Origin of the sequence: Pseudoalteromonas luteoviolacea NCIMB 1944, assembly GCF_001625565.1 — a bacterium.
Lineage (GTDB): Bacteria > Pseudomonadota > Gammaproteobacteria > Enterobacterales > Alteromonadaceae > Pseudoalteromonas > Pseudoalteromonas luteoviolacea_F.
The window spans coordinates 1-19,135 of record NZ_AUXS01000019.1 but is presented as its reverse complement, the minus strand read 5'-3'; the positions used below and the strand labels follow the sequence as shown (position 1 = coordinate 19,135).

At 41.5% G+C, this 19,135-nt stretch carries 15 protein-coding genes; 11 read left to right on the top strand and 4 right to left on the bottom strand.

The window, feature by feature from the left end:
- Positions 1-23: 23 nt before the first annotated feature.
- From N483_RS07640 to N483_RS07620, 5 genes are read left to right on the top strand one after another with little or no spacing between them, the layout of a single operon-like run.
- The gene (locus tag N483_RS07640; RefSeq protein ID WP_023398868.1) at positions 24-1,079 is read left to right on the top strand and encodes an agmatine deiminase family protein; all 1,056 of its coding nucleotides are present in this window, start codon (positions 24-26) and stop codon (positions 1,077-1,079) included.
- Complete coding sequence (locus N483_RS07635; RefSeq protein ID WP_023398869.1) at positions 1,069-1,959, top strand: carbon-nitrogen hydrolase; 891 nt, start codon at positions 1,069-1,071, stop codon at positions 1,957-1,959. The genes N483_RS07640 and N483_RS07635 overlap by 11 nt, the downstream gene beginning before the upstream one ends.
- Before the next feature lie 17 nt (positions 1,960-1,976).
- Complete coding sequence (gene mfd, locus N483_RS07630; RefSeq protein WP_023398870.1) at positions 1,977-5,450, top strand: transcription-repair coupling factor; 3,474 nt, start codon at positions 1,977-1,979, stop codon at positions 5,448-5,450.
- Complete coding sequence (locus tag N483_RS07625) at positions 5,447-6,289, top strand: CsiV family protein (protein ID WP_023398871.1); 843 nt, start codon at positions 5,447-5,449, stop codon at positions 6,287-6,289. The genes mfd and N483_RS07625 overlap by 4 nt, the downstream gene beginning before the upstream one ends.
- A 13-nt stretch (positions 6,290-6,302) precedes the next feature.
- Positions 6,303-6,548 carry a hypothetical protein gene (locus N483_RS07620; RefSeq protein WP_023398872.1) on the top strand — a complete coding sequence of 82 codons (246 nt, stop codon included), beginning with the start codon at positions 6,303-6,305 and terminating at the stop codon, positions 6,546-6,548.
- A 16-nt stretch (positions 6,549-6,564) separates the two neighbouring features.
- Here the strand turns inward: N483_RS07620 and N483_RS07615 are convergent, their stop codons facing one another.
- Complete coding sequence (locus N483_RS07615) at positions 6,565-7,044, bottom strand: GNAT family N-acetyltransferase (protein ID WP_023398873.1); 480 nt, start codon at positions 7,042-7,044, stop codon at positions 6,565-6,567.
- Positions 7,045-7,122: 78 nt separating this feature from the next.
- Between N483_RS07615 and N483_RS07610 the strand changes: the two genes are divergently transcribed.
- Both N483_RS07610 and N483_RS07605 read left to right on the top strand, forming a co-directional pair.
- Complete coding sequence (locus N483_RS07610) at positions 7,123-7,332, top strand: hypothetical protein (protein WP_023398874.1); 210 nt, start codon at positions 7,123-7,125, stop codon at positions 7,330-7,332.
- 203 nt (positions 7,333-7,535) lie between these two features.
- Positions 7,536-9,041: a hypothetical protein gene (locus tag N483_RS07605; protein ID WP_023398875.1), complete on the top strand. Its 1,506-nt coding sequence runs from the start codon at positions 7,536-7,538 to the stop codon at positions 9,039-9,041.
- A 90-nt stretch (positions 9,042-9,131) separates the two neighbouring features.
- On the opposite strand, the gene N483_RS07600 is transcribed toward N483_RS07605, so the two are convergent.
- Positions 9,132-9,491, bottom strand: coding sequence for a hypothetical protein (locus N483_RS07600; RefSeq protein ID WP_023398876.1), 360 nt, complete (start codon positions 9,489-9,491; stop codon positions 9,132-9,134).
- Between the two features lie 306 nt (positions 9,492-9,797).
- On the opposite strand from N483_RS07600, the gene N483_RS07595 reads away from it, so the two are divergent.
- The 3 genes from N483_RS07595 to N483_RS07585 are packed head-to-tail and all read left to right on the top strand — an operon-like array spanning position 9,798 to position 12,350.
- Positions 9,798-10,655, top strand: a complete 858-nt coding sequence (locus tag N483_RS07595; RefSeq protein WP_023398877.1) for a hypothetical protein — start codon at positions 9,798-9,800, stop codon at positions 10,653-10,655.
- A gap of 25 nt (positions 10,656-10,680) precedes the next feature.
- Positions 10,681-11,475: a hypothetical protein gene (locus N483_RS07590; RefSeq protein WP_023398878.1), complete on the top strand. Its 795-nt coding sequence runs from the start codon at positions 10,681-10,683 to the stop codon at positions 11,473-11,475.
- 29 nt (positions 11,476-11,504) lie between these two features.
- Entirely contained in the window at positions 11,505-12,350 is an 846-nt protein-coding gene (locus tag N483_RS07585; RefSeq protein WP_023398879.1) for a hypothetical protein, read from the top strand.
- 74 nt (positions 12,351-12,424) lie between these two features.
- On the opposite strand, the gene N483_RS07580 is transcribed toward N483_RS07585, so the two are convergent.
- Entirely contained in the window at positions 12,425-13,366 is a 942-nt protein-coding gene (locus N483_RS07580) for a helix-turn-helix domain-containing protein (RefSeq protein WP_172642405.1), read from the bottom strand.
- 354 nt (positions 13,367-13,720) lie between these two features.
- Here N483_RS07580 and N483_RS07575 point away from each other — a divergent pair, with 354 nt between their 5' ends.
- Positions 13,721-14,704, top strand: a complete 984-nt coding sequence (locus tag N483_RS07575; RefSeq protein ID WP_023398881.1) for a response regulator — start codon at positions 13,721-13,723, stop codon at positions 14,702-14,704.
- A 398-nt stretch (positions 14,705-15,102) separates the two neighbouring features.
- On the opposite strand, the gene N483_RS07570 is transcribed toward N483_RS07575, so the two are convergent.
- Positions 15,103-19,135: calcium-binding protein (locus tag N483_RS07570; RefSeq protein ID WP_269201364.1), on the bottom strand; the 4,033-nt coding region annotated here is incomplete at its 5' end.

The window sequence follows — 19,135 nt, the reverse complement described above, 5'->3', positions numbered from 1 at the left end:
GCAATCAAAAATCAATAATTGTCATGAGTTTTACGTTATTACCAGAATGGTCACCGCAAGACGCGGTGATGGTCACTTGGCCACATAAGCAAACTGACTGGGTAGACATACTGGAGCAAGTTGAGCCTGTTTATGTCGCGTTATGTCAGCAAATCTCCCAAATTCAAAAAGTCGTTATAGTTGCGCATAGTTCTGAACTCATGGCACATATCACCACCCTACTCGTTGACGCGAGTATCAATATGCAACAAGTTGTATTCGTAGATGCACCTTGCAATGACACATGGGCAAGAGATCATGGCCCACTGACTACTGCAAATGAGCAAGGTGAGCTCAACATCAAAGACTTTGTCTTCAATGGTTGGGGCAATAAATACCAAAGCGATCTTGATACACAAATTAATACTGCACTTTGTAAACAAGTTGCTGATAAAAGTAATAAAATACAAAAAATTGATTTTGTTCTTGAAGGTGGCGGCGTTGAAATCAACGAGCACAAAGTACTGCTTACTACCTCCGAGTGTTTACTTAACCCAAATAGAAACCCGGAATTGAATAAACAACAAATCGAGACAAAATTATCTCAAGAGCTCGGTGCTGAGTCTTTCTTGTGGGTTGACCATGGCTATTTATGTGGCGACGACACAGACAGCCATATCGATACCTTGGTTAGGTTTGCACCAAATGACACCTTGGTTTACGTGCAATGTGATGATGAGGAAGATGAGCATTACAGTGCACTCAAAGCGATGGAGTCTCAATTACAAACTTTTGTTACGCCATCGGGCAAGCCATACAATTTAGTGCCACTGCCATGGCCTAAAGCAAAATACAACACAGAAAACGAACGCTTGCCAGCAACTTACGCAAACTACCTGATAATCAATGAAACTGTTTTGCTGCCAATATATGGCGACGAAAAAGATGCATTGGCGCTTACCCAACTGCAAAAAGCACACCCTGAGAGAACTATCATTGGCATAGACTGTCTGCCCATAATTCATCAGTTCGGTAGTTTACACTGCATTACTATGCAACTTCCTAAAGGTTTTTTAAGTAGGGATCCAAATGAGCAATAATAATTTGAAGGTCGCTCTTGTACAGCACAGCAACAGCGACAATCTTGAAAACAATTTTGAAAAATCAGTCGATGGTATCAGGAAGGCAGCCCAACAAGGCGCAAAGCTTGTGGTGTTGCAAGAGCTTCATCGCAGCCTGTACTTTTGTCAAACTGAAGACACAGACCTGTTTGACTTAGCCGAAACGATACCAGGCCCAAGTACAGATGCTTTTGGTGCACTGGCAAAAGAGTTAAACGTTGTGATAGTTGCCTCGTTATTTGAAAAACGCGCGACGGGTTTGTATCACAATACTGCGGTAGTCATCGAATCAGATGGTTCAATTGCAGGCAAATACCGGAAAATGCATATTCCAGATGACCCTGGGTTTTACGAAAAGTTTTACTTTACTCCGGGCGATTTAGGTTTCGAACCTATCCAAACTTCTGTTGGTAAATTAGGTGTGCTTGTATGTTGGGATCAATGGTTCCCTGAAGGTGCAAGGCTCATGGCAATGGCGGGTGCCGAATTGTTGATCTACCCAACCGCCATCGGCTGGGATCCTCGAGATGATAAAGAAGAACAAATACGCCAAAGAGACGCTTGGATGATTGCACAAAGAGCACACGCCGTATCAAATGGCGTGCCAGTGCTTAGTGTTAACCGAGTCGGCCACGAAACTGATCCGAGCGCACAAAGCGACGGTATATTGTTCTGGGGTAATTCATTTGTGGCGGGCCCACAAGGTGAATTATTAGTACATGGCTCTGAAGACCAAGAAGAAGTATTGGTCGTCGACATCGATCAAGAGCGCAGTGAATCTGTACGCCGCATTTGGCCATATTTACGTGACAGACGTATAGATCATTACCAAGACCTATGTAAAATATACAGAGATTAAGTAGTTAGGAGTTTAGAATGGCGTTAGTGCAGTGGAATGAGCTACCTTGGGTAAAATCGGCAAAGGATAAAATCCATTGGGGTCAATTACTCGGTAGTAGTTTGGCAATTTCCGTAAGCGAGAGTGTGAAGAACAACAACTCACTCGTTGTGTTGGTGACGCCAGATACCCCCAGTGCACTGCGCTTGGAAACCGAACTGGGTTATCTACTCGGTGAAGACAATGTCATGGTGTTTCCCGACTGGGAAACCCTACCCTATGACCACTTTTCTCCTCACCAAGACATTATTTCCCAGCGTTTGGCGAGTTTAAATGCACTGCGCAAAAAACAACAAGGTGTGCTACTCATTCCTGTTGCAACCTTAATGCTAAGAACTGCGCCACCGGAATTTATTTACGGCAATGCACTACAGTTTAAAGTCGGTGATACACTTGATGCACAAGGTCTAAAAGAAACGCTGACACAAGCGGGGTACCGCAATGTGCAGCAAGTGATGGAACACGGCGAATTTGCAGTACGAGGGTCTATTATTGACCTTTATCCGATGGGTAGCCAACACCCCTACCGCTTAGATTTTTTTGATGATGAGTTAGATAGCATTCGCCTGTTTGACATTGAAAGCCAGCGTTCAAGCGATACCATTTCATCTATTGACTTATTACCAGCCCATGAATTCCCAACCAATGATGCAGATATAGAGCGATTTCGCATAAAATACCGAGAGACATTTGGTGCCAGTTCTGAGCAAGACTCAATTTATATGCAAGTTACTCGTGGCAACTGGCCAGCAGGCATAGAGTATTACTTGCCACTGTTTTATGACAAGCTCGCAACTATTTTTGATTATCTGCCGAATGACACCGTGTTTATGCACCTTGGTGACATAGAGCATGCTGCAAGTGATTTTTGGCTGGATGTTAGCAAACGTTATGAAAGCCGTCGAGTTGATCCACTTAGGCCTCTTCTAGAACCAAAAGAACTGTACCTCAATGTCGAATCTTTGTTTGAGTCATTTTCTCACTATCCAAGAATTAGATTGAGTGAAGCGCAGCTTGGTACAAAAGCGGGTCACACCAATGTCGACTCAGCGCTTATTGACGACGTGCGAGTTGATCACAAACAGGCTGATCCCTATCACGCTATTTTGAGTTATATAACGACTCAAAAAAAGCAAAAAGGTAAAGTACTTTTTAGTGTTGAATCTGATGGTCGACGAGAGTCCCTACTTACACTACTAAAACCCACTGGTTTAAAGTTAAAAGAGTTCGAATCATTTGAAAAATTCGCTAAAGGTCGAACTGACGTAGGCCTTATTGTGAGCCCACTAGAGGCTTCAGTTTTTCTCGATGGCAAACAGCCTTTGACTTTAATTACCGAGCAAGAACTGCTTGGTATTAAAGTTTCCCAGCGCAGACGCCGTAAGCATAAATACGAGCAAGGCCAAGATGCGCTAATTAGAAACTTGGCTGAATTAAAAGAAGGCCAACCAATAGTGCATTTGGACCACGGGGTTGGGCGCTACCTCGGTTTACAAACCATTGATGCTGCGGGTGTTGCAACTGAATTTGTGACAATTATTTATTCAGGTGATGCCAAACTCTACGTACCTGTATCTTCTCTTCATATGTTGAGTCGCTATTCAGGTGGTGAAGAAGCTTCTGCACCTCTGCACAAATTAGGCTCTGATGTATGGGAAAAAGCCAAACGCAAAGCTGCTGAAAAAGTACGAGATGTTGCCGCTGAGCTGTTGGATATTTACGCCAAACGCCAAAGTAAGCCAGGCTATCAATTCAAACTTGACGGTGGGTCGTACAGAGATTTCAGCAATAGTTTTCCATTTGAAGAAACCGATGACCAACGCAATGCAATCGAGGCGGTTATTGGTGATATGCAAACTAACCAAGCAATGGACAGGTTGGTATGTGGTGATGTTGGTTTTGGTAAAACTGAGGTGGCAATGCGTGCTGCATTTGTGGCCATCAATGACAACAAACAAGTTGCGGTGCTCGTTCCGACTACACTACTTGCTCAGCAACACTTTGAAAACTTTAAAGACAGATTTGCAGACTTACCAATTGAGGTTGGCGTTTTATCTCGATTTAACAGTACAAAAGAGCAAAAAGAAACCCTGAGTGCGCTTGAAAGTGGCAAGATAGACATTGTAATTGGTACGCATAAGCTGATCCAAGAAAGCATTAAGTTTAAAGATTTAGGCTTGCTTATAGTCGATGAAGAACATCGCTTTGGTGTGCGTCAAAAAGAGAAAATCAAAAAGCTTAGAGCCGATGTAGATATCTTGACGCTTACCGCAACACCGATCCCAAGAACGCTTAATATGGCAATGAGCGGAATGCGAGACCTGTCGATTATTGCCACTCCACCAGCGAAACGCCTTGCTGTTAAAACCTTTGTACGCGAGCGCAATGATGAGCTGATCAGAGAGGCAATTCTGCGTGAAATTAAGCGCGGTGGTCAGGTTTACTTCTTACACAATAACGTAGAAACCATTGAGAAGACAGCGGCGGATATTGCGCAGTTGGTTCCTGAAGCAAATATTGCTGTAGCGCATGGTCAAATGCGCGAACGAGAACTAGAGCACTTAATGAGTGACTTTTATCACCAAAAACATAATGTTTTAGTGTGTACCACAATCATTGAAACCGGCATTGATATTCCATCGGCTAACACCATCATTATGGACCGTGCTGACAAATTAGGTTTGGCTCAGCTGCATCAGCTGCGTGGTCGAGTTGGCCGAAGTCATCACCAGGCCTACGCCTATTTACTCACTCGTAATAGCCAAAGCTTAACCAAAGATGCAGTGAAACGTTTGCAAGCCATTGAGTCTCTTGAGGACTTAGGTGCAGGTTTTGCGCTCGCAACCCACGATTTAGAGATCCGTGGTGCTGGTGAGCTTTTAGGTGATGATCAAAGTGGTCAAATTCAAACGGTTGGATTTACGTTATACATGGAGATGTTAGAGCAAGCAGTCCAAGCCCTTAAAGATGGCAAAGAACCAACTTTAGAAAACTTGCTGCAACAACAAAGTGAAGTAGATCTTAAAATCCCGGCACTGTTGCCGGATGACTACATTCACGATGTCAACATCCGTTTGAGTATGTACAAACGCATTGCCAGTTTGGCGTCTGAAAACGAGCTTGATGAATTGAAAGTAGAATTAATCGATAGATTTGGTTTACTACCAGACGCTGCGAAGAACATTTTTGAAATACAATTACTCAAATGCAAAGCCCAACAGCTTGGTATCCAGAAAATAGAAGCCAACCCGAAAGGCGGTTACTTCGAATTTAGTAATAATACCAGTGTTAACCCAACGTTCATTATCGGGTTGATACAAAGCAACCCTGCTATATATCGTATGGAAGGCGCGAGCAAATTACGCTTTAATATAGAAGAAAAAAATGGTCAAGAGCGCTTAAAGCTCATTAACGCCATGATGGATGACTTTCAGAAAAAGGCTGTTGCATGAAGCAATCTATAGTTAAATGGGGACTTTTGGCGGCATTGTCCACAGCGACAATGCCTGCACTTGCAGTGCGCTGGTTTGAAGTAGAGCTCATCGCTTTTGCGCAAAAAGATGCATCGCAAATTAAAGAGGACTTCTCCATTGAGACTCCTCCTTTGCCAAATAAAAAGCGATTGGATTTGCTAACACAAGGCTATAACAATGTTGGCCATCAGGCCTGTTTAGCTGGTAACCCCAACTATGACCCGCGCAGTGTAACAGAGCAATTTACCACATCTCAAAGCTCTTGGTATTGCGATGATGACATCAACTACGTTCAAAAGTATGACGTTTTACCAGTTGTACCTGTCAGCGAACCTCTAGAACACATGCAGTCGATGTACTTACTTGCACCAGAGCAGCTTAAGTTCGAGTCGATTAGAAAAAAACTAGAACGTAAAGGACATACTGCGATATTACACACTGGTTGGCGATTCCCAGATCAAAGTAAAAAACGAGCGCCCAATGTTGTTGTATACGGTGGTAAAAAATTCGCGCAACCAGCCAGTTACATATATCGCGAACAGCCCAGCGATAACTTTATTAGCTTGCTCAATAGCGCAGTGCAACCAAGTATTAAATCTGGCGGGGAAACGCTTTGGGAATTAGACGGCACAATGAAAATTCATATTCGCCACTATTTATATGTGACGAGTAATTTTGATTATCGCTACCTGTCCGACTCAGGTGAGCTAGAATCAGCAAGAATGTCACAGTTCACACGTGTATACAGTGGTGACATACACTATTTAGACCACCCCAAAATGGGGATTATTTTCCAGATAAGAAAATATAAACACTAACAGGACCGATAGCATGAAAAAACTTTGCGTTATGCTTGCCTTACTTTCACTTACAGCATGCTCAAAAGTGAACATTGAAAATTATGAAAAAATATCCGTAGGTATGGAACGAGCTGAATTAGAACAAGTACTCGGCTCCGCTGACTCATGTGAAGAAAAAACATTACACACCAATTGCATTTGGGGTAACGAGTCTAAGAATATCACCGTAACACTTGTTTCAGGCCGCGTTACTTTATACAGCAAAAAAGGCTTATAACTAATTGAAAAGGCTTTTAACTCAAGTTTAATCTATATTTATCATGCTTGTGTTCAAAGCCTAAATACTTGAGAAGATTAATACTTCGAATATTCTTAGGTGCAACTTTCGCGTTGACTTGTAAGATTAGCGCTTTCGGTAAGATGTGATGGAGTGAATCAATTAAGCAGGTTGCAGCTTCTCTCATGTAGCCTTGATTCCAATGTTCCGGCGACAACTCATAACCCATAGATATTTCAGAACAGCTCTGTTGATAGTCAAACAGCCCTATTGACCCAATTACGCTGCCTTCTTTCAATAGGATAAAACGTACACCAATGCCTTGGTAAAATAGTTCCAAATCACTTTGGATCATTGCTTTGATATCCTGCAAAGTCAGTGATTTACCATAGTCATTGTGTTGGCTTACTTTTGGATGATTCAAGATCTGCATTAGTACATTGCTGTCTCGATAAGAAACCACGCGTAATGTAAGTCTCTGTGTTAGTAGTTCCATTGGGTTTAATTGGTCGATTTTTTATTATTTTGGTATAAACTACCCCATCTTATTTGAAAGTCCAGTGAAGATAAAAATATGACGGAAAAAAACGCAGAATTTAAAGTCATCCCCCCCACTACCAAAGTGCTTTGCCCGGAAAAAGGTGAAGGTTGGACACTTACAGGCATCACCGGCATAGATGAACATACTTCAGTGATGTTTCAGGGCGTGCGCTACACATTACCAGCAAAATTAATTGTTGACGAACTCTTGCCTAACTATTTGGAATCTCAGAAAAACAAATAACCAGCGATTTTTTTAATCCATTAGTCGTAATTTATTGTTGCAATTTTGTTCATAAGGAGACATGATACAATTAGATTGCAAAGATAATAATGGAAGCGTCTGTCTCGAAGGACTAAGAATGCACGTCGTACAATGGACGTAGATGTGTGATTACTTTGTGTTGTATTAGCTTGTCTAGGATAAACCGAACAGAGTTTGTTACCATGCTAAAAACATCACTAACCATTTTAACCCTCGCAACTGCGTCATTGCCCTCCCTCGGGTTTGCCAACACCTGTCACGGTGAACTGTTTGGCATCAATGCTGGACGCGGCGATGTGGGGATCTTATTTGGCTTAAATGAGCAAAACAACAGTGCATATGCACAAACCCTCGCCGAATTTAGTGCTTCAGCGCTTGCTTATGATAGTCAGAGCAAACGAATGTACTACATCTCTGCACCAAGACCCATCGAATACAAGGTGGACATTAGCGGATTGGCACTAACCGCAGAGCAAAAGGAACACTTGCCTATAGAAGGCAGTCGGTTTAAGTATTTACGATTAGCGTATTACGACTTCAATACCAACTCACATACTATCGTTGATAGGACAACTCAGGTTCTCAGCCTTGTGTATGATGCAGATAACGATGTGTTGCTTGGGACTGACTTTAAAAAGTTGTACCAAATTAATAAAAACTCAGGCGCTGCAACTGAGCTAGGCGCTTTAGGATCACTTAAGGGTAAATTTAGAGGCGACTTGGTTATTCAAGATGGCAACCTCTACTTGATAACCAGCCGCTCTGTTTATCAAATAGACAGAAACACTTATGACGTGACTAAACTCGCAAACCACTCATTGACAGCCGCAACGGGTGCCACACTGAACCAAGCTGGTGAAATCGTGGTCAGCCGAACGCTCATTAATGACTATGGTCATGTCAACAAATCCAAATTATACAAACTCAACCCACAATCAGGTAATACCTGCCTGTTGGCTACAGTCCCTGTTCGTCTCAACGACCTAGCGACCAATACAGACAATGCTGTTGCCTGCTACACCACGCCGACTTGCGAAACTGATCCACTACCATCATTTACGTTAGAAGCGATAACAGATTCAGCCAATGAAGGTGGTCAGTTGGAGTATCAGATCACCCTAAGCAATGACTACTATCAAGATGTTACGATTGACCTTAGCATAGTTCACGGTTCAACCAGCGCGAACGACGTGAGTTTAGGTGCTAGCAGTGTCACTATTGCCAGTGGTGACACAACAGCAAGTGTCATTGTAAATGCGCTTGATGACCAAGATCATGAGGACAACGAAACATTTACCCTTCAGGCTACAGCAGATCAAAATGTAACTGGCTCTGCCTCTTTACCTGGCACTATTTTGGACAATGACCCAGCATGTATCCCTGATGATTACACCCGGATCAACTATCAATTTATCAGCGAAAGTGCCGCGTATAATAATGATTGGGGCGTACAAGTTAATGGCAGTTATGTGAAATTGCTTGATGAGTACGGAGGTTCTGGTAGCTATGATGTGCTTGTCGGCGCCAACTACAACTACGTTTTAGCAATTAATGGAAACAGCAACCAATTGACTACCAATTATTCAGTTTATGGTGATAAACAATATTGGGAAGATCAAAATGATAATGACTACAATGACTTTGTAGTTAGAGTCTGGACAACATCTATTCAAAAAGGATGTGATTAAACTTAATCTAATCTAACTTTTGTGCGATTTGCTGCTTAACTGGCCTTAACAGCAAATCGCTTTTTTGATAAAAACCTCTGTCACAATCCCTTATTCCCAAAAAATAAAGTGTGTTTGTTTCTCAACTCGACCAGGCGACGTTGTTACATCGTAAGTGTATTTCTGCAGTGACTCAAAAGTGACAGTGCTACGTAAAATACCTTTTTGATATTTATATTTTACCTGCTCATCGGGTGTAAGCGCTGAGTATATTGCGCCAGTGGAGTCGCTTTGATGTTGCTTGATTTCTAAATAGTCGTTGAAACGGCTTTGTGTTGTATTTTCAATCGATACCGATTCGACATCTGGTATATCCACTCTATCGCTAAAGTCCGAAAAAACAGTTGCCGCCGATGTATTGAATGAGATCCCAATTGCACCAATGAAATACACTAAGTCACATTTACCCATAATTACTCCTTTTTGCTGCACTCCTTTACTTTAAACAAGAATAACGACAAAAAGCCAGTGCAAAATATTATGGAAAGTCTCTATTTTTGGTCCGCATTAATACACACTCAGAATTTACTCTTTAAAATCAATCGATTAAAAAATAGTATTATTAAAGGGTCCACCTAAATAAAAATGGACGCTCAGCTTCAACTGTCTCGGTAAAGTGGCTCCAGTGCTTAGTAAACAAGCACACCTACGCTACCTGCTAATCATTTTTTAATGACATTAGCTAAGTAGAACAAACCTAAAATCGGAGTAATTAAAATGAACACATTTAAAAAAATGGCCATTGTAACTGGGCTGTCCTGTATCTCTATTACTGCAAGCGCCCATCACTTAACGCCAGACCAGCAGGCAAAATTATCAAGCATACTCGGTTGTCTATCACAGTCGAATGACACGGTCCATATTCATGGCTGTAATTTGCAAATCACCAATGGACTTGGTGAGACTAGCTCAAACAATGGCACAGGCAATTTAATTATTGGCTACAATAATGGTTCTTCTGCCCCGTCAGCCCCCACAGCTTCTACGTCTGGTTCTCATAACTTAGTCATTGGTCATGGACATACGTATACACGTTCTGGATCTTTCATTGCCGGGACAAACAATACCGTTCATTCTCCCGCTAGTTTTGTAACTGGTTCTAGCGGATTAGCAGAGGGTCGCAACGCATCTAGAAGTACCATTGCAGGTGGTTTGGGCAATAAAAACTTTGCTTTTCAAAGCGGTATTTTAGGAGGCAACAGCAATACAATTTCAGACCAATTCTCCCATGCAATGGTTATTTTGGGTGGACAACACAATGATCTAGACGGCCAATACAGCACCATTGCAGGCGGAGTAAGAAATAAAGTAGTGAAAGCACTACAAGCCAACATCCTCGGTGGTGAAGATAATACTGCAACCGTACAACAAACCGTGATCGCAGGTGGTCGATTCAACACAGCAGCCAGAGAAGCAGCCACCATATTAGGTGGGCAAAACAACACCGCAAAAGGATTCCGTTCAACCATTGCAGGTGGAGCTGAGCGCCAAACAACCACAGATCACGAATTCAGAGCTGGCGTCTTCAACTCACAAGACCCATATCGAGCTGACGCATTAAACTCAAACGACTAAAAAATAATATAGAAGGATAACTAAAATGAAAACACTATCTAAATTCGCTTTTATCGCGCTATCAGCAGCTTCTATAAATGCCCATGCAGCGCTTACTGAGCAAGAGCAAACAGCTTTAATTGACATTCTTTCTTGTTTAGAGCGAGTAGACAATACGCTTGTAGTCAGAGGGTGTGATGTCCAAGTTGTTAATGGCTCTGCGGGCAATGTAGAAAAAAATGGCAAAGGTAACGTTATTGTTGGTTATAACGCACAAACCTTACCTTCGCAGCGAGTTGCAACAGGCTCGCACAACCTTGTGATCGGAGATGGCCACCAATATACCTCCGTAGGCTCTGTAATTGCAGGTGACAACAACGCAGCCTTTGCAAACTCAGCCTCAGTTGCAGGCACAAATAACCACGTATCAGGCTTTCACAGCGCAATCTGGGGTGGCGAGTCAAACGTTGCGCAAGCAAGCTTCTCGGTGATATTAGGCGGTCAAGAAAATCACACGCCTGCTTTTCATAACTTTGCGTTGATTGCCGGAGGTAAATCAAATACGGCAAGTAATTTCTTTGCTTCTATTTATGGTGGTGAAAACAATACCGCGAAAGGTCAAAGCTCTATGATTTTAGGCGGACAGAATAATTTTACTCAGGGTCCAAGCTCCAGTATCACAGGCGGTCGTAATAATGAGGCCAATGGCGAGCTAAGCGCAGTTTTAGGCGGCGAGTTTAACCGCGCGAATGGTTTTACCTCAAGTATTGGTGGTGGACTAAGTAGAACAGTTAATGGCCAAGATGACTATCAAGCTGGCTATTTCTTCTCAGAAAAATAATCAAATAAAAAATATTTTGGAGCTACAACATGTTTAATTTTAAAAAATCAGTACTACTAATGAGCCTTGGCCTACTAAGCAGCGCGACTTTTGCCAGTTCACACGACCACAACCCTATCAATGAAGAGCAAGCACTGCGCGCCATCCTGCAGTGTATGAGTAAAGTTGGTAATACTTTAGTTATTAATGGCTGCAACTTACATATTTCAAATGGCTCAGGTTATACACATAAGAAAAATGGCGTTAGCACAGCCAACGCCGTCGGAAATTTAATTCTTGGATACAATGCAGTGCGCTATGGAAGCCAAACCCCTCAACTTGACCACCGCGGCTCTCACAACGTGGTTTTAGGTGATGGCCACAGCTATCAATCTACTGGCACCCTTTTTACCGGACAAAACAACACAGTAACAGGTCAGTCTGCTGTGATTGCTGGTGCAAACAACCAGATCAGTGGTAATGCTTCTGCTATTATGTCTGGCAGTAATCACACTGTTGAAGCAAATCATGGTGTTATATTTGGCGGAACTAATCACACCCTCTACTCCGATGCAACATGGGGGAGCATTTCAGGTGGCGAATCAAACAGAGTTTATGCACCATTAGCAAGTATCGTGGGAGGCCGACATAATACAGCATATGGTATTGCCTCTTCTATCAGTGGTGGTCAATTCAACCAAACAACCGCTAACGCGCCATATGCAGTTGTCGTAGGCGGAAGTGAAAACAAATCAGGCAGCGCCGCTGCTGTTGTCTTGGGTGGGCGTTTCAATGAAGCAAATGGCGAAGCTTCAACAGTTGCAGGCGGATTCAAACGCGCAACACCTGGCAAGCACGACTACAGAGCTGGGAGTAACTACTTCTCAAATCAATAAGCTGTAAGGCACAACTTATTCATTGTTCGGTCTAAGCCATCTATTCCGATGGCTTATTTTCTGGGGCTTCTCAACTATTCTACTAAAAAATGAGTAAGCTCACGATTGTATCCACTGCCCTTGTCATCATCGAATAATCCACATTTTTCTTTGCGAAATTGACTCGGCGTTAACCCAGTATAAGACTTGAACAATTTATTAAACGTGGATTTACTGTTAAAACCCGCATCAAATGCCACAGCTAACACCTTATGTTGGGTATTACACAGCAATAATTTTGCTTCATCGACTCGATATCGGTTTACAAAATCATAAAAATTCATTTTGAGGTGCATATTCAGTGTATTGGAAACCTCTGCAGTCGTGGCATTAATATGTTCAGCTAGCTCAGAAATACTTAACTGAGGGTTTAAAAACAGCTTGTCAGTTCGCATCGACAATTTTAACTGATGAACTATTTGCTCATTCTGACGTGAGTTGATCGGCTCAGCCTTCGCTATCGGCTCTGCCAACACGCCTTGTACATAAAGTGGTTTTATTTGATTAAAGTAGGACAAATAAAACAACCAGAAACTCATAGGTATATAACTGGCGAGCGTTATCAGCTTGCTAATAGGCACAGAAAAAATATCATTCACAGACAAAAGTAATAAAGTAAACACCCAACATACCAGCTGAAAACGGGCCATAAAAACCAACCAAGTATAGTTATCATACTGGCGACCCACTCCAGATAAAGAGACATTTGATTCATGTGATTTTAAGTAGTGAAGTATATACATTGCGTATGATAGAGCACATATAACACCAAAACAGAACTCCCAAGTCATGCTAAATAAATAACTGGCGAAGACTGGCAATAGATGAAAAACATCTTCGAATGAGACTTTTTTCGCTTCTAAATGAAAACGTACATAAAAGTAAAAAACTAGCCCATAAAAGGGATCAAAAGATACATAGTGCTCATACGCCATAAAATCATTCATCACAAACGCTACTTGAGTGAGTTCCGTCATAAACAGTAATATCCATATGCACAGGAGGCTACATGCGAGGGTTTTAGTTTTTGATAGGAGAAGTAACAGACACAATATCCCTGCCAAGGCCAAACTTAAAATGTAGAAGTTTTTTATCAAATCGGTGAGTAGCTCAAACATGCTAATTTTCCTTATTTTCTTTTGCGCTATCATGCAGACCGTTTCACGCTCAAAAATGTCACAAAATTACTCACCAAATTTAACAAGTGACGAATGACATATGAGATGCCGCAGAGATTTTACTGCTTAATCACTAAAACATTGCGTTTGCTGTATTGGCGCACATAATTACATATCAAGACTTAACGAACTGGCGCCCGTAGGCAGATCTCCATGAAAAAATTCTCTGTGCTCCTAGTCGAAGATAATCATGTCTATGCAAAACTGATACAACTTTTAGGTAGAGATAAAGCGCAATTTACTTGGTGTAAAGACCTACAGGCCGCTAACGAGGCCATCAAAACAAAGCAGTTTGATATCTATTTACTTGATCTCTATTTACCAGATGGCGACAGCATCGAGTTTTGTCGATGTATCAATACACCCAAAAAAGAAGACACTATCACGGTGTTCATTAGTGGAGAAACGGATTTGGAGTGGCGGCTTCGTGCCTTTGAGGCTGGCGCAGAAAATTATATTCAAAAAGACATTTCGAAAGAACTGTTGAAACTAAAGCTAGATAGCTTACTGGATTATCAGGCCAATCGATTACTCGCACTAAAGCACGCAAAAAATGATTCTAAAGTTCAAACTGATAGAACATTTAGAACGCAGCTAGACCACAATGCACTTATCCATTTCTATCGTCAATGCCTTAATCTCAATGATGTCAGCAAGTTTTCTGGCTATTTATCCTCGTTAATGGAAAGCTGGGAGCTCGACTACATTGCACGTCTAAAGCTCACCGACGGTACTGAGTACCACTTTAAAAATAATGATGAAGCAATTTGTGAAATGGAGCTTGAGCTATTTAACGATTTAGAAGTAAACAGCGCCAATGTTCAATCATTTGGTCAATCTACATTTTTCAAATATCAACAAGCGGAGCTTATTGTGAAGAATATGCCTACCGATAGCTATAGTAAGGGGTCTTTAGTCGATATATTTCACTATGTTGTTGAGGCTATTGATATTCGATTAAATGAGATAGCCAAATTGCAGCACATGGACTCAATCATTCAAGAAATAAAAGAGCACTTAAAAGAACGAGAAGATGATAAAAGCCTTAGTTTGCTAAATGAGTTGGTAGACGATCTCGAATCTATCACAATTGAAAAAGACTTGTGTGACGATAATGATGACATGGTGTTTTTCTGAGAGAAATTAAATGGCAAAGTTCAAGAATATATTTAATAGTTAAAGTAGTTCCCCTAATCAGGGTGATTGCTGCAAAGATTTGGACAATACACAATAAAAACATTACTTGGTGGAAAATCGCTTCGGACTGAGAAAAGTTTAACTCAAACCTAAACTGACTTTTACTGGTATAAACAGGGGTAGCAGTCAGAGCAAGTCTGAACCAGTACAAATTAAGAGTAGATGTTCGATCAAAATCTTACAGTAAAGAGAAATCAACAAACTTATTTCTTTTGACTTTCTTTTTCGCTGCAAAGAGCCGGTAAACTACTTTTAAAATAAAAACCCCGGCAAAGCCGGGGTTTGTGGGTGCCAATTGAGTTTAAACGTTTAATTCAAGTGTCTTTTACTACCACAACTTATTGATAATAATTAATTAACTTAGAATCCACCATATTCCGAGAACTGAGCGCAACATCATCTTGCGCATCATCAAAAGCGAGCATTGCATTGACTAATAGCTCAGACTCTTTATCAATTTGTGCAGTTAATGCCTCTACATTATTGGAGTAATTAATCTGTATCAAATTTCTCAGAGAAAGTACTGTTCCATCTGTAAACTCAAGGTTATCTAGAAACTCGTGATGTTTACGGTCTAATTTCCCCGTAATAGGGTTGTAACCGCCGCCACCGTTAATTGTTACCTGCGATTGTGTAACGCCATCATCAATCGTGATCCAAGTTTTTTCTCTATACATTGTCGTTCTTACGCTTATCATATCTGATGTGATGCCATTACCAAATTTAAGAGTGTTACTTTCATAGGACCTTTCTATTACATCGCTACCATCCCCGAGTTGATATTCAAATACCACTCGATCAAGGGAGTTTCCAGCTCTCAATGTGTCGTCACCTAACCCACCCACGATGATTTTTTCCGCAGCTTCTTGCACATTACCTTGAGAATCTAAGATCGATTCTCCTGCATTGATCGTGTCATCGCCACCACCACCAAACAATTTAGCGTGTCCGCTCCCCCCATATATATTGTCGTTCCCCTCTCCACCAAACACAATGTCGCTACCAGAGCCTGCTCTAATCAAGTCGTCACCACCGTACCCGTATATGGTCTCATCCATATAACCACCTAGTAACGTTTCTCCAATGTCACTGCCGTTTACTCGCGCTGTTTCTTGTAATATCTGTACCATATCCAATTCAGTACCATCAGAAAACCTTACGTTCTCCAGCTTTTTCCCCAAATACTCGCCTTCTATTGTGATAGAACCAACTACCTCATCGTGCGCATTCCTCACTTCAAAAATTAAATCGTGCTGCACTCTTCGGTATGTCAGGTTATCAGCGTTTATTTGCTCTCCAAACAATAGAGTATCCTCGCCACGCCAACTCCCTGCTTCGATAATTGTGTCGTGACCATCACCTAAGTGATAGACATACGTATCATTTCCATAAGAATGGACAAATTTATCGTTCCCTTTACCCCCGATAAAGGTGTTACTCGCGTTGTAATCCTCTGCTGCGCTCGCATAAACGGTGTCATTTCCATCACCACCAAAGACAATATCATCTCCTACAGACTCGATTATATAATCGTCTCCTTCATAGCCTTTTATAGTATCTTCTGAGACCGTACCTGTCAGTCTATCTGCTTGAGCAGTGCCATGAACAACTTTTACAATATCTATCACCTCAGCCATGGTTATGACTGACCCGTCTACAAACTCGATACTCTCTATTTTACCTGCATTTAATTCATCAGGCCTTATCGGCGGAGTTTTATAATAAAAGCCATCTTTAATGGTAATACTGCCACTATATGAACCGTCAGTATTTGTTATTTTGATAAGGATATCGTGACCTACTCGTCCAAAAGTTACTTGGGCCTGGCTAATCCCCTCACCAAATATAATTTTATCTTCACCGAATTCCGTCCCGGCGTGTTCAGTATAAGTGTCATTTCCATCGCCAAGATTGTAAATGTAAACATCTGAGCGCTGGCCTCCGACAACAGTGTCATCGCCTAGACCTCCTTGTATCATGTTGGTTTCGTTTTTAGTGCCGCCCCATGTATTTATATTGTCATCGCCAGCTCCACCATTAATGGTATCGTTACCTTCTTTAGATGTTATGGTGTCATTTCCTTCTCCACCGTCCAAAATATCGTCCCCTAGACCTCCAGACAATACATCATTACCAGCTTCACCATTAATCACGTTATCTAAGTTTGTACCGCGAAGCGCTTCGTTCGCGTCAGTACCCTGAACAATTACTCCTTTGTCCATCCAAAGATTGTAAGTGGAATATGCTTGGCCATTGATATTTACTTGCTCTAGTTTACCTGTAGAGAATATTGGTGCTTGGTTTGCCAATGTAATTGAGCCATTGACCTCTCCATTTTCATCCAAAACTTCAATTATTAAAGCGTTACCTAAACGGCGCATCGTGACATCGTTATACTCTATACCCTCCATGAGTACTAATTTATCACTCTTGCCTGGAGCATCAACTACTACATCGTGTCCATCGCCGTAACTATATTCAATGGTAGCACTGGTGTATTCGGTTAATATTTCATAGGTGTCATTGCCCTGACTACCTACCATCAAGGTTGTTTTTTGATCTTTTGTGAAACCATCATGCTTTATACGCAATACATCATCACCAGCACCACCATTCATAACTTTAGCTTCGAGCGTCGTAACTATAATGTCATTCCCAGCTTCGCCATAGAGCTCATCAAGGCCTGTATTTCCATATATGATGTCGTTTCCGCCTCCTCCATAAATGATCTCTTCGATTATAGTTCCGTATATTTCATTGTCATTGGCGTCACCTCTAGTCACTTTTGCAACTTCAACCAATTCGGAAAATGCAACCACAGACCCATCAAAAAGCTGAAGCTCTTTCAATCTATAATTACTATAGAGATAAGCATCTTCAACGAAAATACTGCCAGATAATGATGCATCAGTATGGTTTACAGTGATTTCTATGCCATCACCTTTGCGTTTGAACTCTAGCATGCTTTGAGTTATCCCAGAGCCAAATGAAATCACGCTATTTTTCGAAAAGTAGTTTTTAATTGTGTCGTTACCATCGCCTAGGTTATATACATAGGTATTTAGAGCGAACGAACCTATATTGATGTCATCTCCTGTTCCACCGATAAAGGTGTTCTTATGGTCTTCCATTCCAGTGGCAGTGAGCACATCATCCCCCTCTCCACCGTCAAGTAGGTTACTACCAAGTCCCCCATCAAGTGTATCATTTCCACCAAGTCCAAATATCAAATCATCTAGACTGGTTCCCAACAAGCTATCAGCACCTGAAGTCCCATAAAAACGCCTTGCCATTTCGAATAAATCGCCGTCACTCCAATGGCTCCCATCTGCAAATTGAATCAGTTCAATTTTATAATCACTATCAGTGAAAGCTCGTTCAATTCGAATACTGCCATTAATACTCCCATCGGCATTTAAAATCTTTAAAACTATATCTATACCATCTCTGGAAACTTCAACATTATCCTTAGTGATTCCCGTACCAAACTGAATTTTATCTACCTGATAGCGATCTCCCTTATCCGTGATAACATCATGCCCATCACCAAAGTCATAAACATAAGTTTCTGCACTATAAGAACCGATTAGCTTATCATTACCTAAACCGCCAACAAGGGTGTTTTGATAGCTTCTAAAGCTGGTACTAGCGCTAGTCGAAATTTCATCATTACCTGCGCCTCCATCCAGATAATCATTACCAAATCCGCCTCGAATGATGTCGTTACCGTTGTGACCAAAAATCCTATCTGACTCAGACGTGCCTTCTAGCGAGTCATCCAAAGCACTACCATGTGTCGTACGAGCTTCAATTAATATTTCTTCAGCTGAAATTATACTGCCATCAAAAAGCTCTAATTGATCAACTACTTTGTTTGTATTTGTAAAGCCATTTTTAAAGGTAATTGAGCCACTTTGTTCTGCTTGCGTACTGTTTATTTCTATAACAACGTCATTTCCTAAACGCTTTATAATGAGCATTTCACGAGTGATCCCACCTCCAAATCGGAGAAGATCTTTATCTCCTATACTGCCTACATCATCAATTACATCATGGCCATCACCTAGACTATAGATATAAGTTTCTGAACTGACATACCCTTTGAGCATATCATCGCCTTGACCACCAACCAGTGTATTTTTTGTATACCTACTCGCCGACGTTTGTCCTACAACCAAGGTATCGTTGCCATTACCACCATCTAGGTAATCGTTACCACCAAAGCCATCTATGTGATCATCTCCATCTAAGCCATAAAGTTTCTCATTTTGGCGCGATCCTCGTATTTCATCATTGCCGTCCGTCCCAGTTTGCATTTGTGCCAAATTGAACACCTCTTCAGCACTTAAAAAGGTACCATCACTGAACACA

What these genes read in the sequence shown, in the direction of transcription:
- N483_RS07590 (WP_023398878.1), top strand. Translation starts at nt 10,681, where the DNA reads ATGAAAACACTATCTAAATTCGCTTTTATCGCGCTATCAGCAGCTTCT.
- N483_RS07600 (WP_023398876.1), bottom strand. Translation starts at nt 9,491, where the DNA reads ATGGGTAAATGTGACTTAGTGTATTTCATTGGTGCAATTGGGATCTCA.
- N483_RS07635 (WP_023398869.1), top strand. Translation starts at nt 1,069, where the DNA reads ATGAGCAATAATAATTTGAAGGTCGCTCTTGTACAGCACAGCAACAGC.
- N483_RS07605 (WP_023398875.1), top strand. Translation starts at nt 7,536, where the DNA reads ATGCTAAAAACATCACTAACCATTTTAACCCTCGCAACTGCGTCATTG.
- N483_RS07585 (WP_023398879.1), top strand. Translation starts at nt 11,505, where the DNA reads ATGTTTAATTTTAAAAAATCAGTACTACTAATGAGCCTTGGCCTACTA.
- N483_RS07580 (WP_172642405.1), bottom strand. Translation starts at nt 13,366, where the DNA reads ATGACGGAACTCACTCAAGTAGCGTTTGTGATGAATGATTTTATGGCG.
- N483_RS07595 (WP_023398877.1), top strand. Translation starts at nt 9,798, where the DNA reads ATGAACACATTTAAAAAAATGGCCATTGTAACTGGGCTGTCCTGTATC.
- N483_RS07610 (WP_023398874.1), top strand. Translation starts at nt 7,123, where the DNA reads ATGACGGAAAAAAACGCAGAATTTAAAGTCATCCCCCCCACTACCAAA.
- N483_RS07615 (WP_023398873.1), bottom strand. Translation starts at nt 7,044, where the DNA reads ATGGAACTACTAACACAGAGACTTACATTACGCGTGGTTTCTTATCGA.
- mfd (WP_023398870.1), top strand. Translation starts at nt 1,977, where the DNA reads ATGGCGTTAGTGCAGTGGAATGAGCTACCTTGGGTAAAATCGGCAAAG.
- N483_RS07575 (WP_023398881.1), top strand. Translation starts at nt 13,721, where the DNA reads ATGAAAAAATTCTCTGTGCTCCTAGTCGAAGATAATCATGTCTATGCA.
- N483_RS07625 (WP_023398871.1), top strand. Translation starts at nt 5,447, where the DNA reads ATGAAGCAATCTATAGTTAAATGGGGACTTTTGGCGGCATTGTCCACA.
- N483_RS07640 (WP_023398868.1), top strand. Translation starts at nt 24, where the DNA reads ATGAGTTTTACGTTATTACCAGAATGGTCACCGCAAGACGCGGTGATG.
- N483_RS07620 (WP_023398872.1), top strand. Translation starts at nt 6,303, where the DNA reads ATGAAAAAACTTTGCGTTATGCTTGCCTTACTTTCACTTACAGCATGC.